General features: G+C 70.4%; 21 protein-coding genes. 4 read left to right on the top strand and 17 right to left on the bottom strand.

The window, feature by feature from the left end:
• Positions 1–34 precede the first annotated feature (34 nt).
• The 3 genes from OP79_RS30055 (at position 35) to OP79_RS30065 (ending at position 5,017) form a co-directional block, all read left to right on the top strand.
• On the top strand, positions 35–865 hold the full coding sequence (locus tag OP79_RS30055) for a helix-turn-helix transcriptional regulator (protein ID WP_033324658.1): 831 nt from the start codon (positions 35–37) through the stop codon (positions 863–865).
• Between the two features lie 181 nt (positions 866–1,046).
• Positions 1,047–3,953, top strand: a complete 2,907-nt coding sequence (locus OP79_RS30060) for a helix-turn-helix transcriptional regulator (RefSeq protein WP_033324715.1) — start codon at positions 1,047–1,049, stop codon at positions 3,951–3,953.
• Positions 3,954–4,225: 272 nt separating this feature from the next.
• Entirely contained in the window at positions 4,226–5,017 is a 792-nt protein-coding gene (locus tag OP79_RS30065; RefSeq protein WP_033324660.1) for a S1 family peptidase, read from the top strand.
• Positions 5,018–5,236: 219 nt separating this feature from the next.
• Here the strand turns inward: OP79_RS30065 and OP79_RS30070 are convergent, their stop codons facing one another.
• Positions 5,237–6,352, bottom strand: coding sequence for a winged helix DNA-binding domain-containing protein (locus OP79_RS30070; protein WP_033324661.1), 1,116 nt, complete (start codon positions 6,350–6,352; stop codon positions 5,237–5,239).
• A 173-nt stretch (positions 6,353–6,525) separates the two neighbouring features.
• Between OP79_RS30070 and OP79_RS30075 the strand changes: the two genes are divergently transcribed.
• Positions 6,526–7,692 carry a magnesium and cobalt transport protein CorA gene (locus OP79_RS30075; protein WP_078492097.1) on the top strand — a complete coding sequence of 389 codons (1,167 nt, stop codon included), beginning with the start codon at positions 6,526–6,528 and terminating at the stop codon, positions 7,690–7,692.
• A gap of 570 nt (positions 7,693–8,262) precedes the next feature.
• Here OP79_RS30075 and OP79_RS30080 read toward each other — a convergent pair.
• The 16 genes from OP79_RS30080 to OP79_RS30155 form a co-directional block, all read right to left on the bottom strand.
• Complete coding sequence (locus tag OP79_RS30080) at positions 8,263–9,774, bottom strand: peptide MFS transporter (RefSeq protein ID WP_078492098.1); 1,512 nt, start codon at positions 9,772–9,774, stop codon at positions 8,263–8,265.
• A 24-nt stretch (positions 9,775–9,798) separates the two neighbouring features.
• Positions 9,799–10,785 carry a dTDP-glucose 4,6-dehydratase gene (gene rfbB / locus OP79_RS30085; RefSeq protein ID WP_033324663.1) on the bottom strand — a complete coding sequence of 329 codons (987 nt, stop codon included), beginning with the start codon at positions 10,783–10,785 and terminating at the stop codon, positions 9,799–9,801.
• Entirely contained in the window at positions 10,782–11,849 is a 1,068-nt protein-coding gene (locus OP79_RS30090; protein ID WP_033324665.1) for a glucose-1-phosphate thymidylyltransferase, read from the bottom strand. Before OP79_RS30090 ends, rfbB begins: the two co-directional genes overlap by 4 nt.
• A gap of 64 nt (positions 11,850–11,913) precedes the next feature.
• The gene (locus tag OP79_RS30095; RefSeq protein WP_033324666.1) at positions 11,914–13,164 is read right to left on the bottom strand and encodes an activator-dependent family glycosyltransferase; all 1,251 of its coding nucleotides are present in this window, start codon (positions 13,162–13,164) and stop codon (positions 11,914–11,916) included.
• A 2-nt stretch (positions 13,165–13,166) separates the two neighbouring features.
• Positions 13,167–13,709, bottom strand: a complete 543-nt coding sequence (locus tag OP79_RS30100; protein WP_033324667.1) for an NUDIX hydrolase — start codon at positions 13,707–13,709, stop codon at positions 13,167–13,169.
• A 10-nt stretch (positions 13,710–13,719) separates the two neighbouring features.
• Complete coding sequence (locus OP79_RS30105; RefSeq protein WP_051745027.1) at positions 13,720–14,727, bottom strand: NAD-dependent epimerase/dehydratase family protein; 1,008 nt, start codon at positions 14,725–14,727, stop codon at positions 13,720–13,722.
• Entirely contained in the window at positions 14,724–15,359 is a 636-nt protein-coding gene (locus tag OP79_RS30110; RefSeq protein WP_078492099.1) for a dTDP-4-dehydrorhamnose 3,5-epimerase family protein, read from the bottom strand. The genes OP79_RS30105 and OP79_RS30110 overlap by 4 nt, the downstream gene beginning before the upstream one ends.
• A gap of 19 nt (positions 15,360–15,378) precedes the next feature.
• Positions 15,379–16,761 (bottom strand): NDP-hexose 2,3-dehydratase family protein, encoded by a 1,383-nt coding sequence (locus OP79_RS30115; protein WP_033324668.1) that lies wholly within the window; start codon positions 16,759–16,761, stop codon positions 15,379–15,381.
• Positions 16,762–16,786: 25 nt separating this feature from the next.
• A complete protein-coding gene (locus OP79_RS30120; RefSeq protein ID WP_033324669.1) occupies positions 16,787–17,563 on the bottom strand; it encodes a class I SAM-dependent methyltransferase in 777 nt (258 codons plus the stop codon).
• A 25-nt stretch (positions 17,564–17,588) separates the two neighbouring features.
• Positions 17,589–18,587, bottom strand: coding sequence for an aldo/keto reductase (locus tag OP79_RS30125; RefSeq protein ID WP_033324670.1), 999 nt, complete (start codon positions 18,585–18,587; stop codon positions 17,589–17,591).
• A 174-nt stretch (positions 18,588–18,761) separates the two neighbouring features.
• Positions 18,762–19,610, bottom strand: coding sequence for an SDR family oxidoreductase (locus OP79_RS30130; RefSeq protein WP_033324671.1), 849 nt, complete (start codon positions 19,608–19,610; stop codon positions 18,762–18,764).
• Between the two features lie 123 nt (positions 19,611–19,733).
• A complete protein-coding gene (locus OP79_RS30135; protein ID WP_051745028.1) occupies positions 19,734–21,290 on the bottom strand; it encodes an MDR family MFS transporter in 1,557 nt (518 codons plus the stop codon).
• A 316-nt stretch (positions 21,291–21,606) separates the two neighbouring features.
• On the bottom strand, positions 21,607–22,587 hold the full coding sequence (locus OP79_RS30140; protein ID WP_033324672.1) for a quinone oxidoreductase family protein: 981 nt from the start codon (positions 22,585–22,587) through the stop codon (positions 21,607–21,609).
• A gap of 29 nt (positions 22,588–22,616) precedes the next feature.
• Complete coding sequence (locus tag OP79_RS30145) at positions 22,617–23,804, bottom strand: cytochrome P450 (RefSeq protein WP_033324673.1); 1,188 nt, start codon at positions 23,802–23,804, stop codon at positions 22,617–22,619.
• 82 nt (positions 23,805–23,886) lie between these two features.
• Entirely contained in the window at positions 23,887–24,663 is a 777-nt protein-coding gene (locus OP79_RS30150) for an SDR family NAD(P)-dependent oxidoreductase (protein WP_033324674.1), read from the bottom strand.
• Between the two features lie 62 nt (positions 24,664–24,725).
• Positions 24,726–25,538 carry an SAM-dependent methyltransferase gene (locus OP79_RS30155; RefSeq protein WP_033324675.1) on the bottom strand — a complete coding sequence of 271 codons (813 nt, stop codon included), beginning with the start codon at positions 25,536–25,538 and terminating at the stop codon, positions 24,726–24,728.
• Positions 25,539–25,586: the final 48 nt, after the last annotated feature.

Below are 25,586 nucleotides of genomic sequence, written 5' to 3' on the forward strand. Positions count from 1 at the left end.
AACGGGGGGTGCGCCGCGGCGGAGGGACGGGCAGATGACAGCAGATGTGATCGGAGCGGTGGAGATGCGGGGCGCCCTGATACGGCTGCGGCGCACGACGGGACTGCCGGTCGCCTTCGGCGGGCTGGTCGAGCCGGATCGCGGGCAGGTGCGGATCAGCGAGCTGAACGGTGCGAGGACGATGGCGCTCAGGTCGCTCGCGGTGACGTCGGGCAACGGGCTCGGCGGCAAGACCGTGGCCCTGGCCCGGCCCTGTGCCGTCACCGACTACTCCGCGTCGCGGCAGATCAGCCATGAGTACGACGCCGCGGTCGCGGCGGAGGGGCTGCGGTCCGTCCTCGCGGTGCCGGTTGTCGTACGCCGCCGGGTGCGCGGGGTGTTGTACGGCGCGCTGCGTACGGCTCAGCCGCTGGGCGACCGGACGTTGAGCGCGGCGGTGGAGGCGGCGCGGGACGTGGAGCAGTCGCTGGTCGTACGGGACGAGGCGCAGGGTCTGCTGGCGGCGGCGCGTGAGCCCGAGGCTGGCGCGGCGTGGGAGCAGGTCCGGGAGGCGCACGGGGCGTTGCGGGCGCTGGCCCCGCGGGTCGCGGACCCGGAGCTGCGGGCCGAGCTCCTCGCGGTCTGCGACACCTTGGCGGCCGCTCCGGCTCCGGCCACGGCGGCAGGTGGGGTGCGGCTCACCCCGCGTGAGCTGGACGTTCTGGTCTGTGTGAGCGCCGGCGCGACCAACGCGGTTACCGCGGAGCGGCTGGGGCTGCGGGCCGAGACGGTGAAGGCGTATCTGCGTTCGGCGATGCGGAAGCTGGGGGCGCATACGCGGCTGGAGGCAGTGGTGGCGGCTCGGCGGGCGGGGCTGCTGCCCTGAGGACGAGTGAGGCTGCCGCCCTGAAGTCAGGTGCCATTCATACTCGGGCGCCCTGAAATCCCGTATACGAAAACCTGCCCCCACGCTGAACCTTGTTATTTCCCTCACGGTGCACCCCTCCGAAATTCAGGGGGTCTTTGCTTAATATTGAAACGGACACGACATGAGAGGGGCGGTGCGCGTGCGACGGGATACCGAAGAGCCTGTCAGACCCCGTTCCGACCAGGTCATCGGCCGGGACGAGCTGCTGGGGCGGGCGCGTGACCAGCTCTCCGGAGGGGGCAGCGTGCTCTTGCACGGGCCGCCCGGAATCGGAAAGTCGACCATGCTGCGCGCACTGGGCGCGGAATACGCCAACTCGGCCCGGACCGTGTTGCGTTGCTCGGCCACCGAGTCGGAATCTCACCTCCCCTTCCTGGCCCTCGTCGATCTGCTCGGCCTCGTCGCCGACGAGGTGGCGGACGCGCTGCCCCTGCCGCAGCGTGCCGCGCTCGAAGCCGCGCTCACCGGCCGCGCCGAATCGTCGCTGCACCAGGACGGCCTGGCACTGCGCCTCGCGGTCCTTTCGGTGCTGCGCGCCCTGGCGGCCAGAGGTCCCGTTCTCCTCGTCGCCGACGACCTTCAGTGGCTGGACGCGCCCAGTGCCGAGCTGCTCGGTTTCGCGGCCCGTCGCCTCGGTGGGATGCCGGTGCGGATGCTCGGCGCGGTGCGTACGCGCACGGAACCGAAGGAGCAGGAACACCTTCCGTATCTACGCGCGTATCCTCCGGAGTCACTCGCCCTGCGCCTGACCCCGCTCACCCACTCCCACGTGTCCGAACTTCTCGCCGCCCGCGGTTACACCGGTCTGCGCCGCTCGACCGTCCGGGACATCCACCACACCAGCGGCGGCAACCCGCTGTTCGCGCTCGAACTCGGCCGCGCCCTGGCCGAGAGCCCCACGCCGCCCCGCCCCGGCGAGCCGCTGCCGGTGCCGACCTCGTTGCGTGCCCTCGTCCTCAGCCGCCTCGACCTGCTGTCCGCCGAGGCCCGGCGCACGCTGCTCGTCGCGAGCGCCGGGGCACGCCCCACGCTCGCTCTGCTGCACGCCGCGGGCCGCACGGACGCGGAGTCCGAGACGGCGCTCGCGGCCTCCCTCGGGCTGGTGGCGACAGGCGGTCCGGACGGCCAGGAGGGAACCGTACGGTTCGCGAATCCACTCGTCTCGGCCGCGCTCTACGCGCAGGCGACGCCCCAGGAGCGGCGGGCCGCTCATGCCGCGCTGTCCACGGCGGCCTCCGACCCGATCGAACGGGCCCGCCATCTGGCCCTGGCCACGACCGGTACGGACGAGACGGTCGCCGCGCGGCTCGCCGAGGCCGCGACCCTGGCCCGGGACCGCGGCGCCCCCTCGGTCGCGGCCCAACTCGGCCTGCTCGCGGCCCGGCACACCCCGCAGGACGTCCAACCGGGCGCGGACGAACGCCGGTTGACGTCCGCCGAGGACGCGCTGACCTCCGGTGACATCGACCTCGCACGGGAGGTGGCCCGCGACGTACTGGACCGGGCGACCGATGCGGCGATCCGGGTACGCGCCTGGATGGTTGTGATCGACGCGGCGGGCCAGGCGATGGCCGAGGTCGAGTCCGTCTTCCCGCAGGCCCTCGCCGACGCGGGCGAGGACCCGCGGCTGCTCGCGCTGGTCCGCTACCAACTCGCCTGGCGGGCCTTGCTGGTCGAGGGTGAGATGACCAAGGGCCGCGAGGAGGCCGCGCACGCCGCGCGGCTCGCCGCCACGGCCGCCGACCGGCGCACCGAGCTGATGGCCCTGTCGTTCCAGGCCCAGATGGAGACCCTGATGGGGCACCCCGAGGCCCCGGCGACCCTGGAACGGGCGCTCACCGAGCCGCAGGACCCGAGGGTGACCTGCGATCACAACGGCGCGGGCGCCACCCGGTTCCGCTGGCAGATCATGAGCGACCAGCTCACCGAGGCGCGTACGACGATCACCGGGCTCCTCAGCGAGGTCCGCAAGCGCGGCATGGTCGAGGCCGAGGTGCACTTCCTGCGCGGGCTCGCCGACACCGAACTGCGCGCCGGGCACTGCGGCCGGGCCCTCGACCTCGCCCACGAGAGCCTCGCGCTCGCGCGGGACACGGGGATCGGCGAGGCGGCGGGCAACATGTTCACCTCGCTCGCCGAGGCCGCGGGCGGTGACGTGGACCGGGCCCTCGCCCTGGCCGGCGACGCCGTCAGCCGTGCCGAGGAGGACGGCGACCTGATCTATCTCTCGCGTGCCCTGGGCGCGCTGGGACACGCCCAGCTCGTGGCCGGGGACGCCGCGGGGACGGTCCAGTCACTGCGCAGGGCACGGGAGTTGGAACAAGGGCTCGGCATCTTCGATCCCGCGCGCGGCCGTTGGCACGGTGACCTCGCCGAGGCACTGATCCGGATCGGCGAGCTCACGGAGGCGCAGGACGTCATCGACGCCACGCGCGAGCACGCTCAGCGGCTGGGTCGGGCGAGTGTCCTCGCCGTACTGGACCGGGCGGAGGCCCTGTTGAAGGCCGCGCACGGTGAACACGAAGCGGCCGTACGGCAGTTGACGTCCGCGCAGGAGCGGCTGGCGAAGCTGGGATACGGGCTCGAAGAGGCGCGTGTGGCACTGGAGTTGGGGCGACTTCAGGCGGAACGGTCAAAACGGGTGGGGGGATCGGGGCGGTCGGCACGGGGTGCGTACGACGAGGCAACGCGGCTGTTGCGGCGGTGCCGGGCTGTGCCGTGGCTGCGGCAGGTGGAGGCGGCTGTGGTGGGTTCCACGGGTTCTGCGAGGGCTGTGGGCTCGATGGCTGCGATGGGTTCCGTTGCCGGCCCCGGGTCGCCGGTCGGCGGCCGGTCCGCTCCTGTGGAACTCGACCGGCTCGCCTCGACGGAGCGTCAGGTCGCCGCGCTCGTGCTCGAAGGGGCCACCAACCGGGAGATCGCGGCACGGCTGTTCATCAGCGTGAAGACGGTCGAGGCGACGCTGACGAGGGTCTACCGGAAGCTGGGGATCCGGTCGCGGGTCGACATCGTGCGGTTGGCGGCGGGGCAACAGCGGACGGGGTGAATCGGGGGCGCGCGGAGGGTGACCGAGAGGGCGTACGGGTCTTGTGCGCGGGTCGAGCACGACGTGACCGAGGGGTCGTACGGGTCTGGCGACTGCGGTGGCGCGAAGGGTGGTAGAGGGTTTCCCCTCGCCAACTCCCGCAGGGCGTTCCCTAATTGGGAAACGGTGAGCCCGCTTCTAGCGTGAGACCCACGCCCGCAGGCCGTCGCAGCCACCCCCCACACCGCTCCCCCCCACAGTGCAACCCCCCACCGGCACTCCTGAGGAGACTCATGTTCGGGCTCACCTTTGCCAAGAAGGCCCTCGCCGTCACCGCGGCGGTCGCCGCCGCCGCGACGACCGGATTGCTCGGCGCGACCACCGCAAGCGCCGCTCCCAACCCCATCGTCGGCGGCACGACGACCACGGCATCCGCGTACCCGTACGTCATGCAGATCACCGACTCCTCCCAGAACCAGTTCTGCGGCGGAACGCTCGTGTCGGCGACCAAGGTCATCACCGCCGCCCACTGCATGGTCGGCGAGTCCACGAGCGGCGTCAGAGTCGTCGGCGGCCGCACCTACCGCAACGGCACGAACGGCACCGTGGCCAGAGTCAGCAAGATATGGATCCACCCGGACTACAGCACCGTCACGCGGGGCGACGATGTCGCCGTGCTCACCCTGTCGACGTCGATGCCGTACTCCCCGATCGGCTACGTCTCCTCCTCCGACACCGGCGTCTACGCGGCCGGCGCCACGGCCCGCATCCTCGGCTGGGGCACCACCCGCTCGGGCGGCTCCTCCTCCAACCAGCTGCGTACCGCGACGGTCCCGACCGTCTCGAACTCCTCGTGCTCGTCGGCGTACGGCTCGCGGTTCGTCGCCAGCGACATGGTGTGCGCCGGCTACACGCAGGGCGGCGTCGACACCTGCCAGGGCGACAGCGGCGGCCCGTTCGTGATCGGCGGCAGGCTCGCCGGCATCACGTCATGGGGCGACGGCTGCGCCGACGCGGGCGTCCCCGGCGTCTACACCCGGCTGACGACGTTCTCGTCGCTGGTGACGACACAGATCAACTCCTGACCAACTGACCAACAGACTCCTGAGCAACCAACTCAGGTAACGCCAGGGGGCGTTGCGGGCCGCCACGAGCGGGTCGCAACGCCCCCTATCCATGTGCCTGATCCAGTCGATGATCGGCGGCGCGGGCGGCTGCGCGATGACTGGGCTGGGCGTGACGGTGGCGGCGACGGGCCGGGCGGACTGAGGTTCTCTGTCCCCCTGGTACGTACGACCGCCTCTTCATGCGCGTACGACGGTGCCGAACCGGATGTCGTACGAGGCAGCCGCGCTCAGGACCGACAGCATCCGCTGCCCTTCCTCGACGACCTGGTCACGCTCGCCCTCGGTGAGGGGGTCGAACGGCTCGACGGTGAGTACGGCGCGGTCGCGTGACTCCTCCAGCCGCCATACGCCCCTGAGGAAGCCGTCGACGAGCAGCGTGCGGTACGCCTGATTGCCCTGCCAGCTGCGCCCCTTGTATTCGGCGGGGACCACTCGGGAGCGGTCGGCGTGGGAGAGGAGCAGGTTGTCGAACTCGGGCAGGAGGCGGGGCGGGGCCGGGGTGTCCGGGTCCGGGCGGGGTGCGTCCGGGAGGTCGAAGAGTTCGACGTCGTTCTCGTCGCGGAAGGTGATCAGCCGGGGTCGTAGCCGTTCGAAGGTCTCGCGCAGCCGGGTGAGGCCCGCCCAGGTCTGCATGTCCTTGACGGAGGCGGGGCCGAAGGCGGCGAGATAGCGCAGCACGGTGTCGTCGGGTGCGGGGACGGGCGCGGCGGGGCGGCCCAGCCAGTGTTCGGCGGTGGTGAGCGCGACCTGGCCGCTTCTGCCCCACATGCCGCGCGGGGTGACCTGGACGAGAGGCAGTCGGCAGCGGGCCGCGACGGTGAGGGCGAGCGGGTCGGCGTCGGGCCACTCGGCGAGCAGCGCCTCGCGCAACTGCTTCATGGTGCGCGGTTCGGCCTCGACGAGCTTCCGGCTGATCACGGCGAGCCGGTCCAGGTCGACTCCGGCGAGCCCCTTGCGGAAGCCGTACAACTCCCGCTCGCGCGCGGCCTGCACCAGCGGCCGCAGTATGAGGCAGTCGTCGGCGGTGTGCATATGGATGGTCGAGCGCATGGTCACGATGCGTACGACCGCGCGGGCGCCCATCGCCGCCGAGAGCTCCTCGGGGTCGAAGCCCTCGATGCGGGCGGCGAGCGCGTAGTACGGGGGCTTGACGTTCTGCGCCTGGAGGCCGACGAGTTGCTCGACGGCGTCCGTTGCGGACAGGACGGCCCGACGCAGGAGCAACTGCCGGTCGAGGGTCGCCCGGTTCAGGGCGCGGGCGCTGAGCACGGGGGCGGTCGAGGTCTTTGTCATGCTTCGCACGTTAGCGGGGGAGGCGGACACGGTCTGTCCGCATACAGGGGCGCCTTCAGCGAATTCCCTGCGATCAGTCAGACTCGGGGTAAGCCTGACTCGATGATGAGCGAGGCTGAGGGACAAGCAGGGACAAGAGACAGCCATTCGACTCGACACGGGAGGCAGTCGCGATGCCGGAGCGCCGAGCCCGCCCCGCACCCACCGCGAAGAGCAACCGCAAGTCGGTGTGGCGACGCGCCGTGACCCCGTCGGGACCACCGTCCTCGGAGCCGTCGGCACCTCGCCCGACTCCTTCGCCCACGACTGAGGCGGAACCGCGCAGCATCGTGCAGGCGGCGCTCTATCGCGACGGCGTACGCGTCTCCACCCCCGAGTCGCTCGCCGAGACCTTCCGTGAGCTGCGCAAGCAGCAGGACGGCATGGCGTGGATAGGGCTCGCCCGTCCGACGGAGGCCGAAATCCTGTCGCTGGCGGACGAGTTCGACCTCCACCCGCTCGCCGTCGAGGACGCGATGGAGGCCCATCAGCGACCCAAGCTGGAACGCTACGGCGAGACCCTCTTCGTGGTCCTGCGCGCCGCCCGCTATCTCGACGCACCCGAGGAGGTCGACTTCGGCGAGCTGCATGTGTTCGTCGGCCCCGACTTCCTGATCACGGTCCGGCACGGCGCGGCGCCGGATCTGTCAGCCGTCCGTCACCGCATGGAGGAATCACCGGAGTTGCTGAAGCTCGGCCCGGAGGCGGTCCTGTACGCGATCCTGGACGCGGTGGTCGACGGCTACGCACCGGTCGTCTCCGGCGTCCAGAACGACATCGACGAGATCGAGACCGAGGTCTTCAGCGGGGATCCCTGGGTCTCCCGCCGTATCTACGAACTCTCCCGCGAAATGGTCGAGTTCCAGCGCGCCACCCGCCCCCTGGTCGGCATGCTGCACGGTTTGATGGCGGGCTTCGCGAAGTACGGCACAGACGAGGAACTGCAACGGTATTTGCGCGATGTCGCCGACCACGTAACCCACACCAGCGAACGAGTCGACGGCTTCCGCCAGGCCCTCACCGAGATCCTCACGGTGAACGCGACGCTGGTCACGCAGCAACAGAACGCGGAGATGCGAGCGTTGGCGGAGGCGGGCTTCGAGCAGAACGAGGAGATCAAGCGGATCTCGTCATGGGCGGCCATTCTGTTTGCTCCCACACTCGTGGGAACCATCTACGGCATGAACTTTGAGGACATGCCCGAGCTGGGCTGGCATTTCGGATACCCCTTCGCTATCGGCTTGATGGGGGTTATCTGTGCCGGTTTGTACGTGATTTTCAAGCGTCGAGACTGGCTCTAGAACCCTCATCTCGCATCCAGCTCCCTTTCACTCTTTGCTCTCGCATCACTCAGGGATTGAGCAAAGAGCGGTCGTGGGGAGTCTGTGGGGAGAAAAGATGCGGGTGATCTCCTCGCCCTCCCCCTGACAAGCCACTGACCAGCTCTTTTGGGCGTCGGCGAATGCTGGGGGAGAACCCGGGGAGAAACGAATGACAGCCCACGCCTTGCACCTCCCACAACGAGCCCGCCTGGCTTCCTGTTCGGCGCTCCCCGCAGAGCCCGCTGGCCCTGCGGCGCATCACAGACAGCGACATCTACGCGCCACCTTGGCGCTCCCAACAGCTGGATCTACCCCGGCGACCATGTGCCCCGCCGGGGGCGCTCTCTGATGAGCTGGTCGGGCGCGGGGCGACAGCGCCCAACCCGGCGTTTCGACACCTGGTGCTGCTTCGCGGGCGGCGGGACGGGGCCGAACTCGTGACACGGACTTCTGTCGCCAATCCGGCCTGCGGGACGGCGTGTTCCATGCCGGTGCGCTGTTTCGTCGGGACCGCCGAGAAAGCTTGGGCGCCGGCCCGGAGCCAGGCGGTCAGGCAGGCAGGTGGAGGCGCAGACGGCGGGCGGCGGCGGCCACGGCCGCGCCGGCTGCCAGGGCGATCCCGGCCAGCGCCAGGAAGTAGGCGGGCAGGGGCAGGACGGCGGTCAGGCGGAAGAGCTGCCCGCCGAGGACGACTCCAACGGCGGCGAACATGCCGTTCAGCGCCAGGAATCGGTTGAGGTAGCCGGGTGGGGCGGCCGCGGCGGCCAGTGCCAGGCCGGCCGGGGCGAGCACGACCTCGCCCAGGGAGTACAGCAGGTAGACGGCGATCAGCCAGGCCACCGAGACGTCGCCGGTACGGGCCATGACGGCGGCCGCCGTCATGACGATGAAGCTCAGCCCCGCCGCGGCCAGGGCTCCGGCGAACTTGGTGGTCGTCGGCGCACGCAGCCGGCCGGCGAAGGGCGCCAGGAGCAGGACGAACAGCGGGTGCACGGACTGCAGCCAGCTCGCCGGGACCGTGAAGCCGAGAACATCGCGGTCGGTGTGGTGCGCAGCGAAGAGCGACAACGCGGTACCGCTCTGCGCGAAGATCATCCAGAAGGCCGCCGACGCTGCCATGACCGCGGTGAAGGCGGTCAGCCGGTGGCGTTCGACGGCGCTGCGGCGGCCCAGGGCACGCAGATAGAGAAACGGCAGGCACACCGTGGCCAGGCCCAGCAGGGCCAGCACCGCGAGCAGCGGCAGCACACCGAGGACGACGGTGGTCGCGGCGACGGCACCGACCGCCACCACCACGGCGGCACGCCGGGCGGCGGTCCGGGCCTCCGCGCGGGTCAGGGGGCGGGTGGGTGCGCTGCTGACGCCGTCGAGGACGCGCAGGCCGATACGGAACTGGACAAGGCCCGCCACCATGCCGAAGGCGGCCGCGGCGAAGCCCAGGTGCCAGGTGACCTTTTCCGCGAGGAATCCGGTGACGACCGGGGCGAGCAGTGCGGAGACCTGGATGCACATGTAGAAGCGGGAGAAGGCCTCCTCCCGCTTGGCCGTGCCGCTGACCGCGGACACCATGGCAGCCAGGGACGGCTTGACCAGGCCGGTGCCCACCACGACGAGTGCGAGCCCGGTGTACAGGGCGGGGGCAGCCGTGACCGCGAGAACGGCGTGGCCGCAGGCGATGAGCGCGCCGCCCGCCAGTACGGCCCGGCGGGCCCCGAGCACCCGGTCCGCGAGCCAGCCCCCGGGCAGCCCGGCCATGAAGTTCAGGGACATGTAGGTCGCGAAGAGCGCGGTGGCCGTCTGCTGGGACATGCCCAGGCCGCCGTCGGCGGGGGCGGCGGTGAGATAGAGGACGAGGATCGCCGCCATGCCGAAGAAGCTGAAGCGCTCCCACAGGTCGACGCCGAGCAGGGTGAGAAAGCCCCGGCGGACCCCGGGGCCTGCGACGCCGCCCTCCCGTACGGCGGGCGGGTCCGTCCATGCGGCGGACCGGCTGTGCCCGCCCCCGGTGTCCCCACGTACCCCGGCACCGCTGTGGTCGCGTGTCCGGCTCGGGCTGTCCACGGTCTCTCCTTCGTGCGGTTCGGATCAGGCGACGGCCGGGTCGTGCGCGCGCAGCGGCTCCCACCAGGCGCGGTTGTCGTGGTACCAGGCGACTGTCTCGGCCAGAGCCGTGTCGAAGTCCTTCGACGGCCGGTATGCGAGCTCGGTGCGGATCTTCGTGAAGTCGACGGAGTAGCGCCGGTCATGGCCCTTGCGGTCGGGCACGAAGTCGACCATCTCCCAGCCGACGCCGCAGGCGTCGAGGAGACGCTGTGTCAGCTCCCGGTTCGAAAGCTCCGTGCCGCCACCGATGTTGTAGATCTCACCGGCCCGCCCCTGGCTGCGGACCAGTTCGATGCCGCGTACGTGGTCGTCGATGTGCAGCCACTCCCGCACGTTGAGGCCGTCGCCGTACAGCGGCACCTTCCGGCCTCGGAGCAGGTTGGTGATGAACAGTGGGATGACCTTCTCCGGGAACTGGTGGTGCCCGAAGTTGTTGGTGCAGCGCAGGACTCGCGTGTCCAGACCGTGGGTGCGGTGGTAGGAGAGGACCAGCAGGTCGCTTGCGGCCTTTGACGCCGAGTACGGCGAACTGGGGTGCAGCGGGTCCGTCTCGGGGCAGGCGTGGTCGACGGAGCCGTACACCTCGTCCGTGGAGATGTGGACAAAGGTGCCGATGCCGTGCCGCAGGGCCGCGTCGAGCAGGATCTGGGTGCCCACGACATTCGTCTGTACGAACGGGTCGGCGCCGGTGATCGAGCGGTCCACGTGGGTCTCGGCCGCGAAGTGGACGATCTGGTCGTGCTGCGCCACCAGCCGGTCCACGAGAGCGGCATCGCAGATGTCACCCTGCTCGAACGCGAAGCCGGCGCTGTCGCGCACGGCGTCGAGGTTGGCCGGGTTCCCCGCATAGGTGAGCTTGTCGAGGACGGTGACGCCGACGTCGCCGGGGCCGTGGGCGCCGAGCAGCGTGCGGACGTAGTGCGAGCCGATGAAGCCGACTCCTCCGGTTACCAGAATCCTGTTCGTCATGAGGAGATCTGCACCTTGCTGTTGTCTCCGAGGATCAGTCGGTGCGCCGCACGGGTCCGGGGCGCCGGGGTGACCTGGACGTTGCGTCCCACGAGGGAGGACTCCAGCCGGCGGACGCCGATGATGGAGGAATCGCCGAGGACGATCGAGAACTCGATCTCACTGTCCTCCACGCGGCAGTTGTCGGATATCGAGGTGAAGGGGCCGACGTACGAGTCGGTGATCGAGGTGCCCGCTCCGACGACGGCAGGTCCGACGATGCGCGATCTCCGCACGACGGCGCCTTCGGAGATCTCCACCCGTCCGATGATCTCGCTGGCGTCGTCCACGTCGCCCTCGATCTTGGTGATCAGGGCCTCCAGGACAGTTCGGTTGGCCTCGAGCATGTCCTCGACGCCGCCGGTGTCCTTCCAGTAGCCGGTGATCGTGGTGGAGCGGACGCTTTTGTCCTGCTTGATCAGCCATTCGATGGCGTGGGTGATCTCGAGTTCGTCACGCCAGGACGGCTTGATCGCGCGTACCGCCTCGTGGACGGCGGACGTGAAGAGGTAGACGCCGACCAGGGCGAGGTCGCTCTTGGGGTGGATCGGCTTCTCCTCCAGGCCGATCACCCGGCCGGACTCGTCGAGTTCGGCGACGCCGAAGGCCCGCGGGTCGGGCACCCGGGTGAGGAGGATCTGGGCATCCGGGCGCTCCCGGCGGAACTCCTCGACGAGTCCGGTGATACCGCCGAGGATGAAGTTGTCGCCGAGGTACATCACGAAGTCGTCGTCGCCGAGGAAGTCCCGTGCGATCAGCACCGCATGGGCCAGGCCCAGCGGCTCTTCCTGCGGGACATAGGTGACGCGCAGCCCCATCTTCGAGCCGTCCCCCACCGCGTCCATGATCTCCTGGGCGGTGTCGCCCACGACGATGCCGACCTCTTCGATCCCGGCGTCGGCGATGGCCTCCAGGCCATAGAAGAGGACGGGTTTGTTCGCGACGGGGACCATCTGTTTCGCCGAGGTGTGGGTGATCGGACGCAGCCGAGTCCCTGCCCCTCCGGACAGGACGAGTGCCTTCACGTGTTCGCTCCGTGGGTCTGCGGCGCTTCGCCGGCAAGGTGGGTGGGTGGGGGCCCGGGGGATGTCACCGAGCGCGGTGCTGGGCGGTCAGGCGTTCGAGGATCGGGACGGTGTCGTTCGGGGTGGGCTCTACGAGGGCCTCCTGGCGGAGGCGTTCGGCGGCTTCCCGGAAGGACGGCTCCTCCAGGATCCGGACGAGGTTCTCGCGCAGAAGGTCCGGCTTGAGCTCACCGGCAGGGATGTAGAGCCCCGCACCGACGCGCTGCAGGTGCCGGCCCTTGACCGGGGTGTCCCAGGTGGCGGCAATCACGATCTGGGGGACCCCGTACAGCATGGCCGTGCCCCAGGTGCCCGAGCCGCCGTGGTGGACGATCGCCGAGCAGCTCGGCAGGAGGGCCTGCAGCGGGATGAAGTCGGCCAGCCGGGTGTTGTCCGGCACCTGGCGCAGGTTCTCCCGCTGGAGGCTGTCCATCGTGGCGATGATCTCGATGTCGAGGTCCGCCACGGCGTCGAGCAGGTCGGCCTGGGAGATGTAGTCCAGGCCGCGCTCGCGTCCGGCGACACCGAGGGTGAGGCAGACGCGGGGGCGCTGCGGGGGCTCGTACACCCACTGGGGCACGACGGAGGGGCCGTTGTACGGAACGTACCGGCTGGGAACGATCTTCAGTGCTGACTTGAGCCGGGCACTCTCGGGCAGCAGGTCGACCGTCCACTGGCCGGTGACGAGTTCCTCGTCGAAGGTGTCGCCGAAGCGCGCGGCCACGCCGCCCAGCCAGTCGGCGAGCGGGTCGCTCTGCTGGTCCGCCGGGCGGGCTCGGTTGAGCGCGAGGAACTCCTCCCGGGCGCGCATGGTGACGTCCTGGCCCCAGACGATACGGGCGTGGGCGGCACCGACGGCGCGCGCGGCGACGGCGCCGGCGTACGTGCCGAGCTCCCAGAGCACCAGGTCGGGCTGCCAGGTGCGGGCGAAGTCCACCATCCCGTCCACGAAGGTGTCGTTGTTGAGGGTGGTGTGGAACCGGCCGACCAGGGCCTCGTGCAGTTCGTGCAGATAGTCCCAGGTCAGGGTCTCCGGGGTGGAGAAGGTGAAGTCCCACTCGCGGCTGTAGGAGGTCGTGCCCGAGGGCGCGGGGGCGAACATGGTGTGGTCGGTGCCCACCGCGACGGCGGTCAGGCCGGCCCGGACGATGTCGTCGACCAGGACCGGGTGGCTGGCGACCAGCACCTCGTGCCCGGCGTTCTGCAGCGCCCACGCCGTGTTGACGATCTTGTAGAAGTGCGTCTTGATACCGGCACAGGCCAGGAGTACTCGCATGATCAACCTCTCGATTCAACGGCCCGGTCGGCCAGCATCTGCAGTACGCCGACGAGGGTGGCGGCCGCCACGAGCTGCCGGTTCGCAATCAGCTCCGGCATGTCCCGCAGCGGAATCCACGCCATCGCGTCGGATTCGTGTGGGTCGGTGGGCGCGCCCACCCGGGTGGCCGAGGCAGCCCGGAAGACGTGCTGCTCGGCGTTGGTGATCCCGGTGATCGGCTGGACGTAGCCGATCGGGGTCACGTCGGACGGGAGCCAGCCGGTCTCCTCGACCGCCTCACGGACGGCCGCCTCGGCCGGCGTCTCGCCCTCCTCCACCGCGCCGCCGGGAAGTTCCCAGCTCCAGGTGTCCGTGGTGAAGCGGTGCCGCCACAGCATCAGCACCCGGTCCTGGTCGTCCGTGATGGCCACGGCCACGGACGGCGGGATCCTGACGAGGTGGTGGTCCCGGCGCGAGCCGTCCGGGAACTCGATGTCGGACAGCAGCAGGTCCACCCACTCGCTCTCGTAGAGCGGGCGTTCGCCGTGCACGATCCACCGCATCGCCGGCCCCCTACACCCGGCTCGGAGCGGTACGGACGGCGACCTCGGCGACCAGTGCGGCCAGGGCGGCGGACCGGTCCGCGACGGGCTGCCAGCCGGTGATCCGGGTGAAGGCCGACGCATCGACCTCCATGCCCTGGAGGTCGGTGGCTTCCGCCTCGGTTGGCGGCGGGACCTCGACGACCGGGACGGGGTCCGCTCCGGTGTGGTCCGCCACGGCCGCCGCGATCGCCGTGAACATGTCGCCGAGCGGTTCGCTGCGGCCGGTCCCGATGAGCCAGTGCCGGCCCGCGAGGGCGTCGGCGTGGTCGAGGGCGGCGGCGAAGGCGCGGGCGACGTCCGTCACATGGATCATCTCCCGGCGGACGGTCTTGTCCCACAGCTCCAGACGCCTGCCCTCGAGGGCACGCCGGATCATGGTGACGACCACGCCGCGGTCGGCGGCCGTCTCCTGAGGGCCGGGTCCGAAGATGGTCGGCATCCGCAGGGAGACGGCCCGGATCAGGCCCTCGTCGCCGGCCGCCTTCAGCGCCAGCTCGGCCTGCAGTTTCTGCCGCGGGTAGGCACTCTTGGGGTCGTCCGGCTCGGAACCGTCGATGCGGACCTTGCCGGGGACGCCGACCGAGGCCACGGTTCCGGCGAACAGCACGGCCGGACGGCGGCCCGGTACGGCGTTCTCCCGCAGCACGCGTACAAGGTCGTGCACCAGCCCGACGTTGACCCGCTCGACGGCCGGGTCGGCGCCCGCGCCGCGCCACGAGGCCGCGCCGGAGATGCGGGCGGCCAGGTGCACGATGGCGTCCGCACCCTTGACGGCGGCGGCGAGCTGCCCGGGGCGGGTGAGGTCCGCGGCCACGGTCTCGACTGCGGCGCGGGCCCCCTCCGGTACGGCGGCCGGGCGGCGCGAGACCAGCCGCAGCTGAATGTCCCGTACGGCGAGCTCGCGGGTGAGGGCGGTGCCCAGATAGCCGGAGGCGCCGAGGACGACGACGAGCGGCCGGGGCGCGGCGGCGGTCACAGCGCCGCCTCGAGCGCGCAGCTGGTCCGGTAGTCCGGCAGGAGACCCAGCTCGAGGGCCTGCTCCAGGGTGGGGGCCACGATGTCGCGCTCCGACAGGATCGGCTCGACGCCCTCGATGGTGACGGGCAGTCCGAGTGCCGGGTCGAGCGGGGAGACGGCGTGCTCGTTCTCCGTGACGAACGGCCCGGACATCAGGTACACCATCGCGGTGTCGTCCTCGAGGGCGACGAACGCGTGGCCGACCCCGACGGGCAGGTAGGTCGAACGGAAGTGCTCCTGGTCAAGCAGGACCGAGTCCCACGTGCCGAACGTCGGCGACCCCACCCGCAGGTCGACCACCAGGTCGAGCGCCCGGCCTCGCGCGCAGTAGACGTGCTTGGCCGTGCCCGGCGGGGTCGAGGTGAAGTGCACACCGCGCACCACGCCTCGCCGGGAGTGGCTCTGGCTGGCCTGGTGGACAGGGAAGGCATGCCCGGTCGCGTCGGCGAAGAGCGGTCGCTGGTACGTGGCCACGAACAGGCCGCGGTCGTCGGGGAAGACCTTGGGCGTGAACTCGAAGGCGCCCTTGACGGCGAGTTCGCGGACGCCCGCGGCCGCGGTCGCAGTGGTGTCGGCGTGTTCGGTCATCATCTGTGGGTTCCCTGGGTCGTCACAGCTCGACGGCGTGTGAGGTGAGCAAGGCCATGAGCGTGCGGGCCTGCACGTTCACGTAGCGGCCGTACCGCAGCAGCGTGTTCAGCTGCCCCGCGGTGAGCCAGCGGTAGCCCGGCGGCGGCTCGTCGGGAGCCTCGGTCTCGTCGGCCTCGACGATCAGATAGCGCGCCTGTGCGTTGAGGAACCGGCCGCCTTCCTCCGAGTGGACGGCCTCGTAGCGGATCCGGTCGGGACCGGCGCCGAGCACCAGGTCGAGGAAGGGGGGCCGGGCGTCCCCGGTCAGGTGCGCGTAGTGCCGGGGCGTGTACTGGACGGTGGGCGAGAGCTCGATGGAGTCGATGAAGCCGGCCTCCACCCGGGCATGCGCGAGCAGGTGGGGGACGCCGCCGATCTTCCGAGTGACGAAAGCGATGACGCCCTGGCCGCGGGGTTCGAACAGCGGCTGGGTCCAGGATCCGACCTCGCGGTTGGACGCCTGGGCCCGCACGGCCACCACCCGGAAGTACCAGTCGCGTTCGTGGTCGATGGACTGGCCGCCGCGCCGCCAGCCCGAGACGCCGTGCAGCGGGATCCGGCGGACGTCGACGGAGTGCCGGGAGCGCTCCGCCGCGTACCAGGACAGCAGCTCTGCGTCGGTGTGCAGGGCACCGGTCTCCTCGAAGGGCACCGGGAGGCAGGCGAGCACGGTGCGCGAGTCCATGTTGACCACGTCGTCGCGGCGCAGCAGCTCGCCGATCTGACCCAGCGTCAGCCAGCAGAAGTCGTCCTGCAGGACGACGTCCTCCGTAGTCTCGACGATCACGTTGCGGTTGAACTTGCGGTAGAACCAGGCGCCGTGCTCGGACTGCAGGACGTCGGCGAGTACGGTCGCCCCGGCCGCCCCCGTGAAGTATTCGAGGTACTTCACGTCGGCGCCCTTGTGGACCTTGGTGTAGTTGCTGCGCGTCGCCTGGACGGTCGGTGACAGCTGGACCAGGTTCGCGTTGCCCGGCTCCATCTTGGCCTGCATCAGGAAGTGCAGGACACCGTCGAACTCCTTGGCAAGGATGCCGAGAATGCCGACCTCGGGCTGGTTGATGATGGGCTGCTGCCACTCGGGGAAGGGGCCCTCCCCCACCGTGACATGCAGGCCCTCCACGCTGAAGAACCGGCCCGTGTCGTGGACCAGGTTCCCGGTCGCCGGGTGGAACGACCAGGACTCCAGGTCGGCGAACGGAATCCGTTCCACCCGGAACCGGTTGACCAGGGACCGGTGGGCGAACCAGCCCGTGAAGTCGTCGACGGACATGCCCGATCCGGCGCCGGCAGCGGCGGACCGGGCCAGCCGCGCCGGCAGCCCGACATCTTCACGTGCGCTGAGCGTTGCTGTGGTCGACATCGGCTCGTCCTCGTCCGTCGTCCGGTCACTCGCCCCACTTCATGTAGATCACCGGCGGCTCGCGGCCCGGCAGCTGGCGCAGCGGGGCGTGGTCGAGGCCGAAGACCTCCCGCAGGGCCGTGGTCTCGCCCGGCCACTTGGGGTGGGCGAGCTCGTCGAAGGCGAGGATGCTGCCCTTGGTCAGGTGCGGGCGGATCGCCTCGAGCAGTTCCTTGGTCGGCTGGTACAGGTCGAGGTCGAAGTAAGCCATCGCGATGACCGTCTCCGGGTTCTCCTCCAGGTACTGCAGGACGGTCTCGCGGACGTCGCCCTGGATGACGAAGGAGCGCTGCGTGTGCCCGAACGGCTCGGACAGCTCGTGGGCCGCGAGGACCTCGCGCAGGTGCTCGACCTCGCCGTCCGGCACCGCGAACCGGCCGGGGACCGCGCTGGTGCTGACCTTGTCGACCTCCTCGATGTCATCGGGGAAGCCGGTGAAGGTGTCGAAGCCGATGATGCGGCGCAGCGAGTTGTAGGGCTCGTAGATGCTGCGCAGGGCCGTCAGGGTCGCCAGGTGGCGGCCGTGGAGGACACCGAACTCCATGATGACGCCCGGGACCTCGGGCAGCATGCGGTACAGCGCGTCCATGGACAGCAGGTCCGCCAGCTGGTGGCGGCGCAGGTACACCGGCAGGTTGTCGATCAGGTACTTGGGCGGGATCGGGCTTTCCTCGAAGAGCTTGGTGAGCCGCTCACGCGCTTCGCGCTCCTGGTCCGACTCGTGGGGAACGATCCGCGGGTCGGTGAATCCGTCCTTGGCCATGAGGGCCGGTCCTTTCGTCGGTGAGTCAAGAGAGCCAGGCGTCGGGTGCCGGTCCGCCACGGCCGACCGGGGGGAAGAGCGCGTCGAGCCGGTCCAGTACGTCCTGGGGCAGCGGCTTGTGCAGGGCAGCGAGGGCGCCGTCGACGTGGGCCGCGGTACGGGGGCCGATGACGAGCCCGGTCACCCCGGGGCGGGACAGGGCCCAGGCCATGCCGACCTCGGCGGGGTTCCGCCCGAGGTCGGCGCAGAGCTTCTCGTACGCCTCGATGGTGTCCCGGTGGTGTTCCAGGGCCTCCAGCGCACGGCCCTGACCCGATTTCACGGCGGTGTTCTCCCGCAGCTTGCGCAGAACGCCGCTGAGCAGTCCGCCATGCAGGGGCGACCAGACCAGGACGCCCAGGCCGTAGGCCTGTGCGGCCGGGAGCACTTCGAGCTCCGCGTGCCGGGTCACGAGGTTGTACACACACTGCTCGGAAGCGAGACCGAGAAAGTGCCGTCGCCGAGCGGCCTCCTGCGCGGAAGCGATGTCCCAGCCGGCGAAGTTGGAGGAGCCGACGTAGCGGACCTTGCCCTGGGCCACGAGGATCTCCATGGCCTGCCAGATCTCGTCCCAGCCGACGGCACGGTCCACGTGGTGGATCTGGTAGAGGTCGATCCAGTCGGTGCCGAGCCTGCGCAGCGAGTCCTCGCAGGCGGAGATGACGTTCCGCACCGACAGGCCCTGCTGGTAGGGACCGTCCCCCATGGGGTCGCCGACCTTGGTCGCGAGCACGATCTCCTCGCGCCGGGACGGGCGGGCCGCCAGCCAGCTGCCGATGACCTCCTCGGCGTGGCCCTTGTGGACGCGCCAGCCGTAGGTGTTGGCGGTGTCGAGGAAGGTGACTCCCTGCGCGACGGCGTGGTCGACCAGGCGGTGGGCACCGGACTCGTCGAGCCGGCCGCCGAAGTTCACGGTGCCGAAGGCGAGTTTGCTGATCTCCAGCCCAGTCCGGCCGAGCCGGGTGTGGAGCGGGCTGTGCGTCATCTGTCGAACTCCCCACTGTGTCGGCGGCTCTTGCGCTTCGGGTCCCAGCATGGAGAGGCCGTCTCGAACGGCCCTGGTGTCCGGCTGGGCCGCCGCCGGAGCATGAAAACGGTGTGGGGCCGGCGGGCCGGGAATCTCCCGGGCCCGCCGGCCCCACACCGTGTGCTGTCCGGCTCAGCCGAAGATGTGGATGTTCTCCTCGACCCAGTCGCGCAGGGTCAGCGGAGCCTTGCCGGTGATCTTCTCGACGGAGTCGGAGATCTTCCAGTCCCAGGCGGCCGACTGGCGCTTGAGCTCGAGCAGGGCTTCGAGGCGGGGACCGCCCCAGCCCAGGCGGTCGAACTCGGCCTGGGTCTCGGCCTGGGTGCGCTCGACGACCCTGACTTCCTGGCCGAGGGCTTCGCCGATGATCTCGCCCTGGCGCTGCGGGCTGAGGGCCTCGCCGCCGGTGAGGGTGTAGGCCTGGCCCTCATGGCCGGAGGTGGTGAGGACCTTGGCGGCAACGGAGGCGATGTCCCGCGGGTGGATCATCGCGGAGACCGGGTCGCCCTCGGTGACGTACATGGTCCGCTCCTTGCCGATGGTGTCGGCGTAGCCGTACAGGTAGACCATGAACGTGCCGGGGCGCAGGATGGTCCACTCCAGGCCGGACTCCTGGATGACCTGCTCGCCGGCGCGGTGGCCGGAGGTCAGCGGGTCGGTGGCGCCGTAGCCGACGCCGCTGGTGGAGAGCTTGACCAGGTGCTTGACACCGGCTTCGCGGGCGGCGGCGACGAGGGTGCGCTCCTGGACCGGGCCCTCGGGCCCGTAGCCGGGCGGGCAGACGAAGACGCGGTCGACACCGGCCAGGGCGGCGGGCAGCGTCTCGGGCTTGTCGAAGTCGCCGGCGACAACCTCGACGCCGGCGGGGAAGTTCGCCTTGCCGGGGTTGCGGGTCATCGCCCGCATGGGCACGCCGTCGGCGGCGAGCTGGGCGACGAGTTCGGAGCCGACGTTGCCGGTGGCACCGGTTACGAGAATCATTGCGTGTGTCTCCTTGGGATGTGCGGCACGGCGGAAGTCCGTGCGAGGGGCCACTCGTGGAGTGGGTGAGTCGGGGTTCGCCGCGGAGGCGGAGAGGGAGGCGGCGGCGGTGTCGTCGCCGGACTACTCGGACTCGGCGCCGCCGTGGCCGTGACCGCCGGCGAGCTTGACGTCCTTGAGGAAGAGCGCGGTCACCAAGCCGATCAGCGCGATCGGGATCACCGCGTAGAACGTGGCACGGAGCGAGTCCGCGTAGATGTCGACGACTTCGGCGCGGACGGAGCTGGAGAGGCGGCCGAGCACCTCGGGCGAGAGCGAGCCGTCCTTGTTGAGGCGGGCGCCGGCTTCGCCGCTGAGCCGCTCGTGGAGACCGGTGCCGAGCCTGGAGGTCATCAGGGCGGCGAAGAGCGAGACACCGAGGCCGGTGCCGAGCTGCCGCATGAGGTTGGTGGTGCCCTGTACGGCGCCGATGTCCTGCATGCTCGCGGTGTTGCGGGCGGCGAGGCTCAGGGCCTGCGAGTTGAGGCCGGCGCCGATGCCGAAGAGCATGACGTACACGACCGTGAGCGGGACGCCGGTGTCGGGGCCGGCGGTGGAGAACAGCACGCCCGCGAGAGCGAACACCGCCATGCTGAGCGCCGGGAACCAGCGGTAGGACCCGCTGTGCCCGATGACCTTGGTGCTGAGCCATGAGGTCACGACGACCCCGAGCATCAGGGCGGTGAGGGCGTAGCCGGACTGCTGTACGTCGAGGCCGAGGACGGTCTGCAGCCACAGGACCAGGTAGTTCAGCACGCCCAGTCCGATGAAGCCGGCGATGAAGCTGAGGATGACGACGATCGTGAAGGTCCGGTCGGCGAAGAGCCGGAGCGGGATGACCGGGTCGACGGCGCGACGCTGGGCGAGGATGAAGAGCGCCACGGCGAGGGCGGATCCGACGGCCAGGCCGAGGATGACGGGCGAGGTCCAGGAGTACTTGACGCCGGCCCAGCCGGTGAGGAGGTTGAGGGCGACGATCGCGGCGACGAGCAGGACGACGCCGGCGTAGTCGATGTGCGCCTTCTGGCGGGTCTGAGCGGGCAGGCGCAGCAGTGCGGAGACGACGACGAGGACGACGAGGCCGACGGGCAGGTTCACGAAGAACACCCAGCGCCAGTTGGCGAGGTCGGTCAGGATGCCGCCGAGGGTGGGGCCGAGGAGTGAGGCGGCGCCGAAGGTGATGGCGAACCAGCCGTAGTAGCGGGCGCCTTCACGCGGCGAGAACATCTCGCCGATGAGCGCGAGGACACAGATGAACAGGCCGCCGCTGCCGATGCCCTGGATGACGCGGAAGGCGATGAGCTGACCCATCGTCTGGGCGAGGCCGCACAGGGCGGATCCGACGAGGAAGACGACGATGGAGGCCATGAAGACGCGCTTGCGTCCGAAGAGGTCGCCGAGTTTGCCGTAGACGGGCACGGCGGCGCTGCCGCCGATGAGGTAGCCGGTGGTGACCCAGGCGAACTGGTCCAGTCCGCCCAGGTCGCTCACCACGTGTGGCAGTGCGGTGGCGACGATCTGCGTGTCCAGCAGGGACAGGAAGACCGCCACCATGAGGGTGAACACGACCGTGTTGGTGCGAGTCGGTGAAGCGGGTGCGGCGGAGGCGTTGACAGCCGGTTTGGCTGCAGGGGAAGCCATGAGAAATCCTTGTAATCGAGGAGCGGTGCCGTGATACGCAGGCGCCACTCGGAGTGGGAGTACGCAGAACGAACTCGATGAAGAACGCTGCTGTTGTCGCAGCGGAGATGGGGTGGTCGGATCCAGTCCGACTCCGGCCTCTTCGGCCCTCTCAACCACTGATCAGTCGTCAGTTGACTGCTGATCCTGGTTCTTCGCTGTCCGTTGCTGGGTGGCCACATCCTCCGTGTCGATTACAGACGCCCGGTACCTTAGCCGATGATCAGAGAGCGGTGCAACCGCTGTGCGGTCGGCCCGCCGGCCGACCGCCGGGCGGTCAGGGAACCAGCACGACCTTGCCGGTGTGCTGCCGGGCCTCCATCAGCTCGTGTGCCTTGGCCGCGTCCTCGAGCGGGATCCGGCTGTACACGGCGGGCGTGACCTGGCCGGACTCCACGTACTCCAGGAGCTCCTTGCGGCCCGCGGCGATGACCTCGGGCCGGTCCTGGAACAGGGCGTACAGGTTGAAGCCGTGGAGCGACTTCATGTCGATGAAGTCCCACGGCGAGATGGCCGGCGGGCGCTCGCCCGAAGCGCCGCCGTAGCAGACGATGCGCCCGAAGCGGGCGGCCAGCTGGATGCTGTGCGCCAGGACCTCGTTGCCGACCGTCTCGAGTACCAGGTCGGCGCCCTTGTCGCCGGTGGCCGCGCGGACCTCGTCCACCCAGTCCTCGTGCCCGTAGCAGATCGCGACGTCCGCGCCGACGGAGCGGATGAAGTCGAGCTTGGCCGGGGATCCGACGGTGCCGATGATGCGGCCGGCGCCCTTGGCACGGGCGAGCTGGACGAGGAGGTGGCCGATGCCGCCGGAAGCCGCGTTGATCAGGACGGTCTCGCCGGGCTTCAACTGACCGACCGTGGTGAGCACGTGGTAGGCGGTCTCACCGGGACTGGGCAGCGCCGTGGCCTGGGCGGCGTCGATGGTGGCCGGGATCCGGAAGACGGTGGCCGCGTACGCCGTCGCGTACTCGGCGTAGGCGCCGTAGCGGACCGGGGCGACGACGCGGTCCCCCACCGCCACGTTGCTCACGCCCGCGCCGACCGCCTCGACGACACCAGCGACATCGCCGGCGGGCGCGGCGGGCAGGGTGGCGGGGCCGCCGATGGGCAGGCCCTGGCGCTTCTGGACGTCTGCGTAGTTGACGCCGATCGCCTCGGCGCGGATCAGTACCTCACCGGGGCCGGCCTCCGGCTTGGGGGCGTCCTCGACGCGCAGGACGCTCGGGTCGCCGTGTTCGTAGTAACGGACGACGCGCATGGTTCCTCCAGGGGAGTCTGGGCGGGCGGTCACCAGGTGACCGGGACAGTGCGGAAGCCGCTGAGCAGCCGCCCGGGCATCCATTCGAGTTCGTCCTCGGTGCACGCGAGCGTCAGCGTCGGGAACCGGTCGAACAGGTTGGTCAGGGCGATCTGCATCTCCATGCGCACCAGCGGGGCGCCCAGGCAGTGGTGGATGCCGTGGCCGAGAGTGAGGTGGCGCGTGTCCTCGCGGCGGATGTCGAGCCGGTCCGCCTCCGGGAAGCGCTCCTCGTCCCGGTTGGCGGCGCAGATCGCGGCGAGAACTCCGCTGCCCGCGGGGATGGTGGTGTCCCCGAAGGTCATGTCCTCCAGCAGGATCCGGTAGGCGGCGCCGTCACCGGGACCCTGGTAGCGCATGAGCTCCTCGACCGCGTTGGGCATGAGCTCCGGGTGCTCGCGCAGGTCGGCCAGCTGCTCCGGGTGCAGCAGCAGCGTCGCGACGCACAGCCCGATCTGCAGGAACGTCGTCTCGTGGCCGGCCATGAGCAGCTGGGTGGCCGTGGAGACCAGCTCACCCTCGGTGAGCTGGTCCTCGTCGTCGCGTGCCGCGACGAGCGCGCTGAGCACGTCGTCCCCCGGGGCGCGCCGCTTGTCGGCGACGAGCGAACCGAGATACTCGCGCAGCTCCTTGGCCGCGGCCTGGATCTCCTCGACCGGGTTGTTCTCGAGGACCAGGAAGGCCTCCGACCACTTGCGGAACTGCGAGCGGTCACCGCGCGGTACGCCCAGCAGGTCGCAGATCATGTTGATCGGCAGCGGATGCGCGTACGCCTCGACGATGTCGGCGGAGTTGCCGCCTCGCTCCATCTCGTCGAGGAGCTCGTTGGTGAGCCGGTGGATGCGCGGACGGAAGCTCTCCACCAGTTCGGGCGTGAACGCCTTCGCAACGAGCCGCCGCAGCCGGGTGTGCTGCGGCGGGTCGGTGAAGTTGAGGCTCTCGAGCGGCGGCCAGTTGGTCATCAGCGGCACATCGGGCCGGTGCAGGTCCGCGCTGCACCGGGGGTCGAGCAGGACCCGGCGGACGTCTTCGTAGCGGCCGACCATGTAGCCGGGCGAACCGCTGGGCATCGTCAGCTGGGCCACCCGCTGCTCGCGCAGCGCGGCGAAGTCGACCGGGCAGCGGGTCGGGTAGTCCCGGCTGAAGGGAAAGGTGAACTTCGGTGCTTCTTCGGTCATCGGGGTCTCTTCATTTCTCATGGTCGAGGTCGCCGGCCGGGAGAGTCGCGCGCACGCGGGCCGCCGGCGGGCCTGGCGGGTGTCAGGCCCCGCCGGTGACCCGGATGGTCTGGCCGTTGACGTTGCCGTTGGCGCGCGAACCGAGGAACACGATCGTGTTCGCGACGTCCTCGGGCACCGACAGGTGGCCCGACGGGAGCGTCTTCGCCTTGGCCTCCAGCGCGGCGGCCGGGGCGATCCGGCGCACGTTCTCCGTCAGGGTCTGGCCCGGGGCGACCACGTTGACCAGGATGTTCTCCGGGGCCAGCTCCCAGGTCAGGCTCCGGGCGATGCCCAGCAGGCCGGCCTTGGCCGCGCCGTAGGCGGCGCCTCCGACCATGCCGTAGTCGGCGAGGCCCGAGGAGACCATGACGATGCGGCCCCACTCGCGGCCGCGCATGAACGGCAGCGCCGCGGCGATCGTGTAGAAGGTCGCGTCGACGCTGGTGCGCAGGACTTCCTGCCAGAGCTTCGGGTCGGCGTCCTCGAAAGCGGGCATCACCCGGCCGGGGCGGGGGATGCCCTCGGACCACACGACGGCGTTGCTGACCAGGACGTCGATACCGCCCCAGGCGTCGGCGACGGTCTTGACCGCGTCCCGGATGACGGCCTCGTCGGTGAGGTCGTAACGGACCGTCAGGGTGTCGGCGGCGCCGGCCTCGCGGGCGAGCCGGGCGGTTTCCTCCGCGCCGTCCTTGTTGCTGTTGTACGTGATAGCGACGCGCGCGCCGTCCTTGCCGTAGGCGACGGCGGTCGCCCGGCCGATGCCCGAGGAAGCCCCGGTCACCAGCACGACTTTGTTACGGAGATCGGTCTCCATCAGTCACTCCCATTCAGCCAGATCCCAGATCGTGGATTCGTTCGCTGCGCAGGGCCGGCGGCTCAGACCTTCTTCGCCACGCCGGCCAGGGCGTGCGCCTCGGCGCCGAAGCCCTCCGGGTCGCCCTCCGGGCCGATGCGCCACAGCGGAACCGGGACCACGCCGGGCTCGAGCAGCTCGAGGCCCTCGAACAGGTCCGTGACCTCGGCGGTGTCGCGCCAGTAGACCTCGCTGACGTTGCGCACGTAGGTCTCCTGGGCGGAGGCGGGAACCTCCTCCGGCGCCGGCTTCTTGTCCATGCCGGCGTGCGAGATGACGACGTAGCTGCCGGGGGCGAGCTTCGCGGTGAACTCGCGCAGCATGGCCTTCGGGTCGTCGGCGTCGCTGACGAAGTGGAGGACCGCGGCGAAGATCAGGGCGACGGGGCGCGAGAAGTCGATCAGCTCGATCTCCTTCGACGCGAAGATGTCGCCGGGCTTGCGCAGATCGCCCAGGAGCGACGCGGCCTGCGGGTGACCCTCGAGGATGGCCTTGCCGTGTGCCACGGCGACCGGGTCGATGTCCACGTACAGCACGCGGCTGTCGGGGTTGTTCTCGAGGGCGACCTCGTGCACGTTGCCCTCGGTCGGGATACCGGAGCCGATGTCGAGGAACTGGTCGATGCCCAGCGCGGTCAGCTCCTTGACGGCGCGGCGCAGGAAGGCCCGGTTGGAGCGCAGGGTGCGGGGCAGCAGGGGGTTCTTGTCCGCGATGGACTTGGCGACCGCGACGTCGGCCGGGAAGTTGTGCGTGCCGCCGACCCAGTAGTCGTAGACGCGGGCGATGCTCGGCTTTTCGATGTCGACCTCGGGCGGTGCCCAGGACGGACGGTTCACGGAAGTCTCCTCGGTTGCTGGCTGGCTTGTCGGACGGGGACCGGCTCG

The organism is Streptomyces yerevanensis (assembly GCF_000716805.1).
GTDB classification, from domain to species: domain Bacteria; phylum Actinomycetota; class Actinomycetes; order Streptomycetales; family Streptomycetaceae; genus Streptomyces; species Streptomyces flaveus.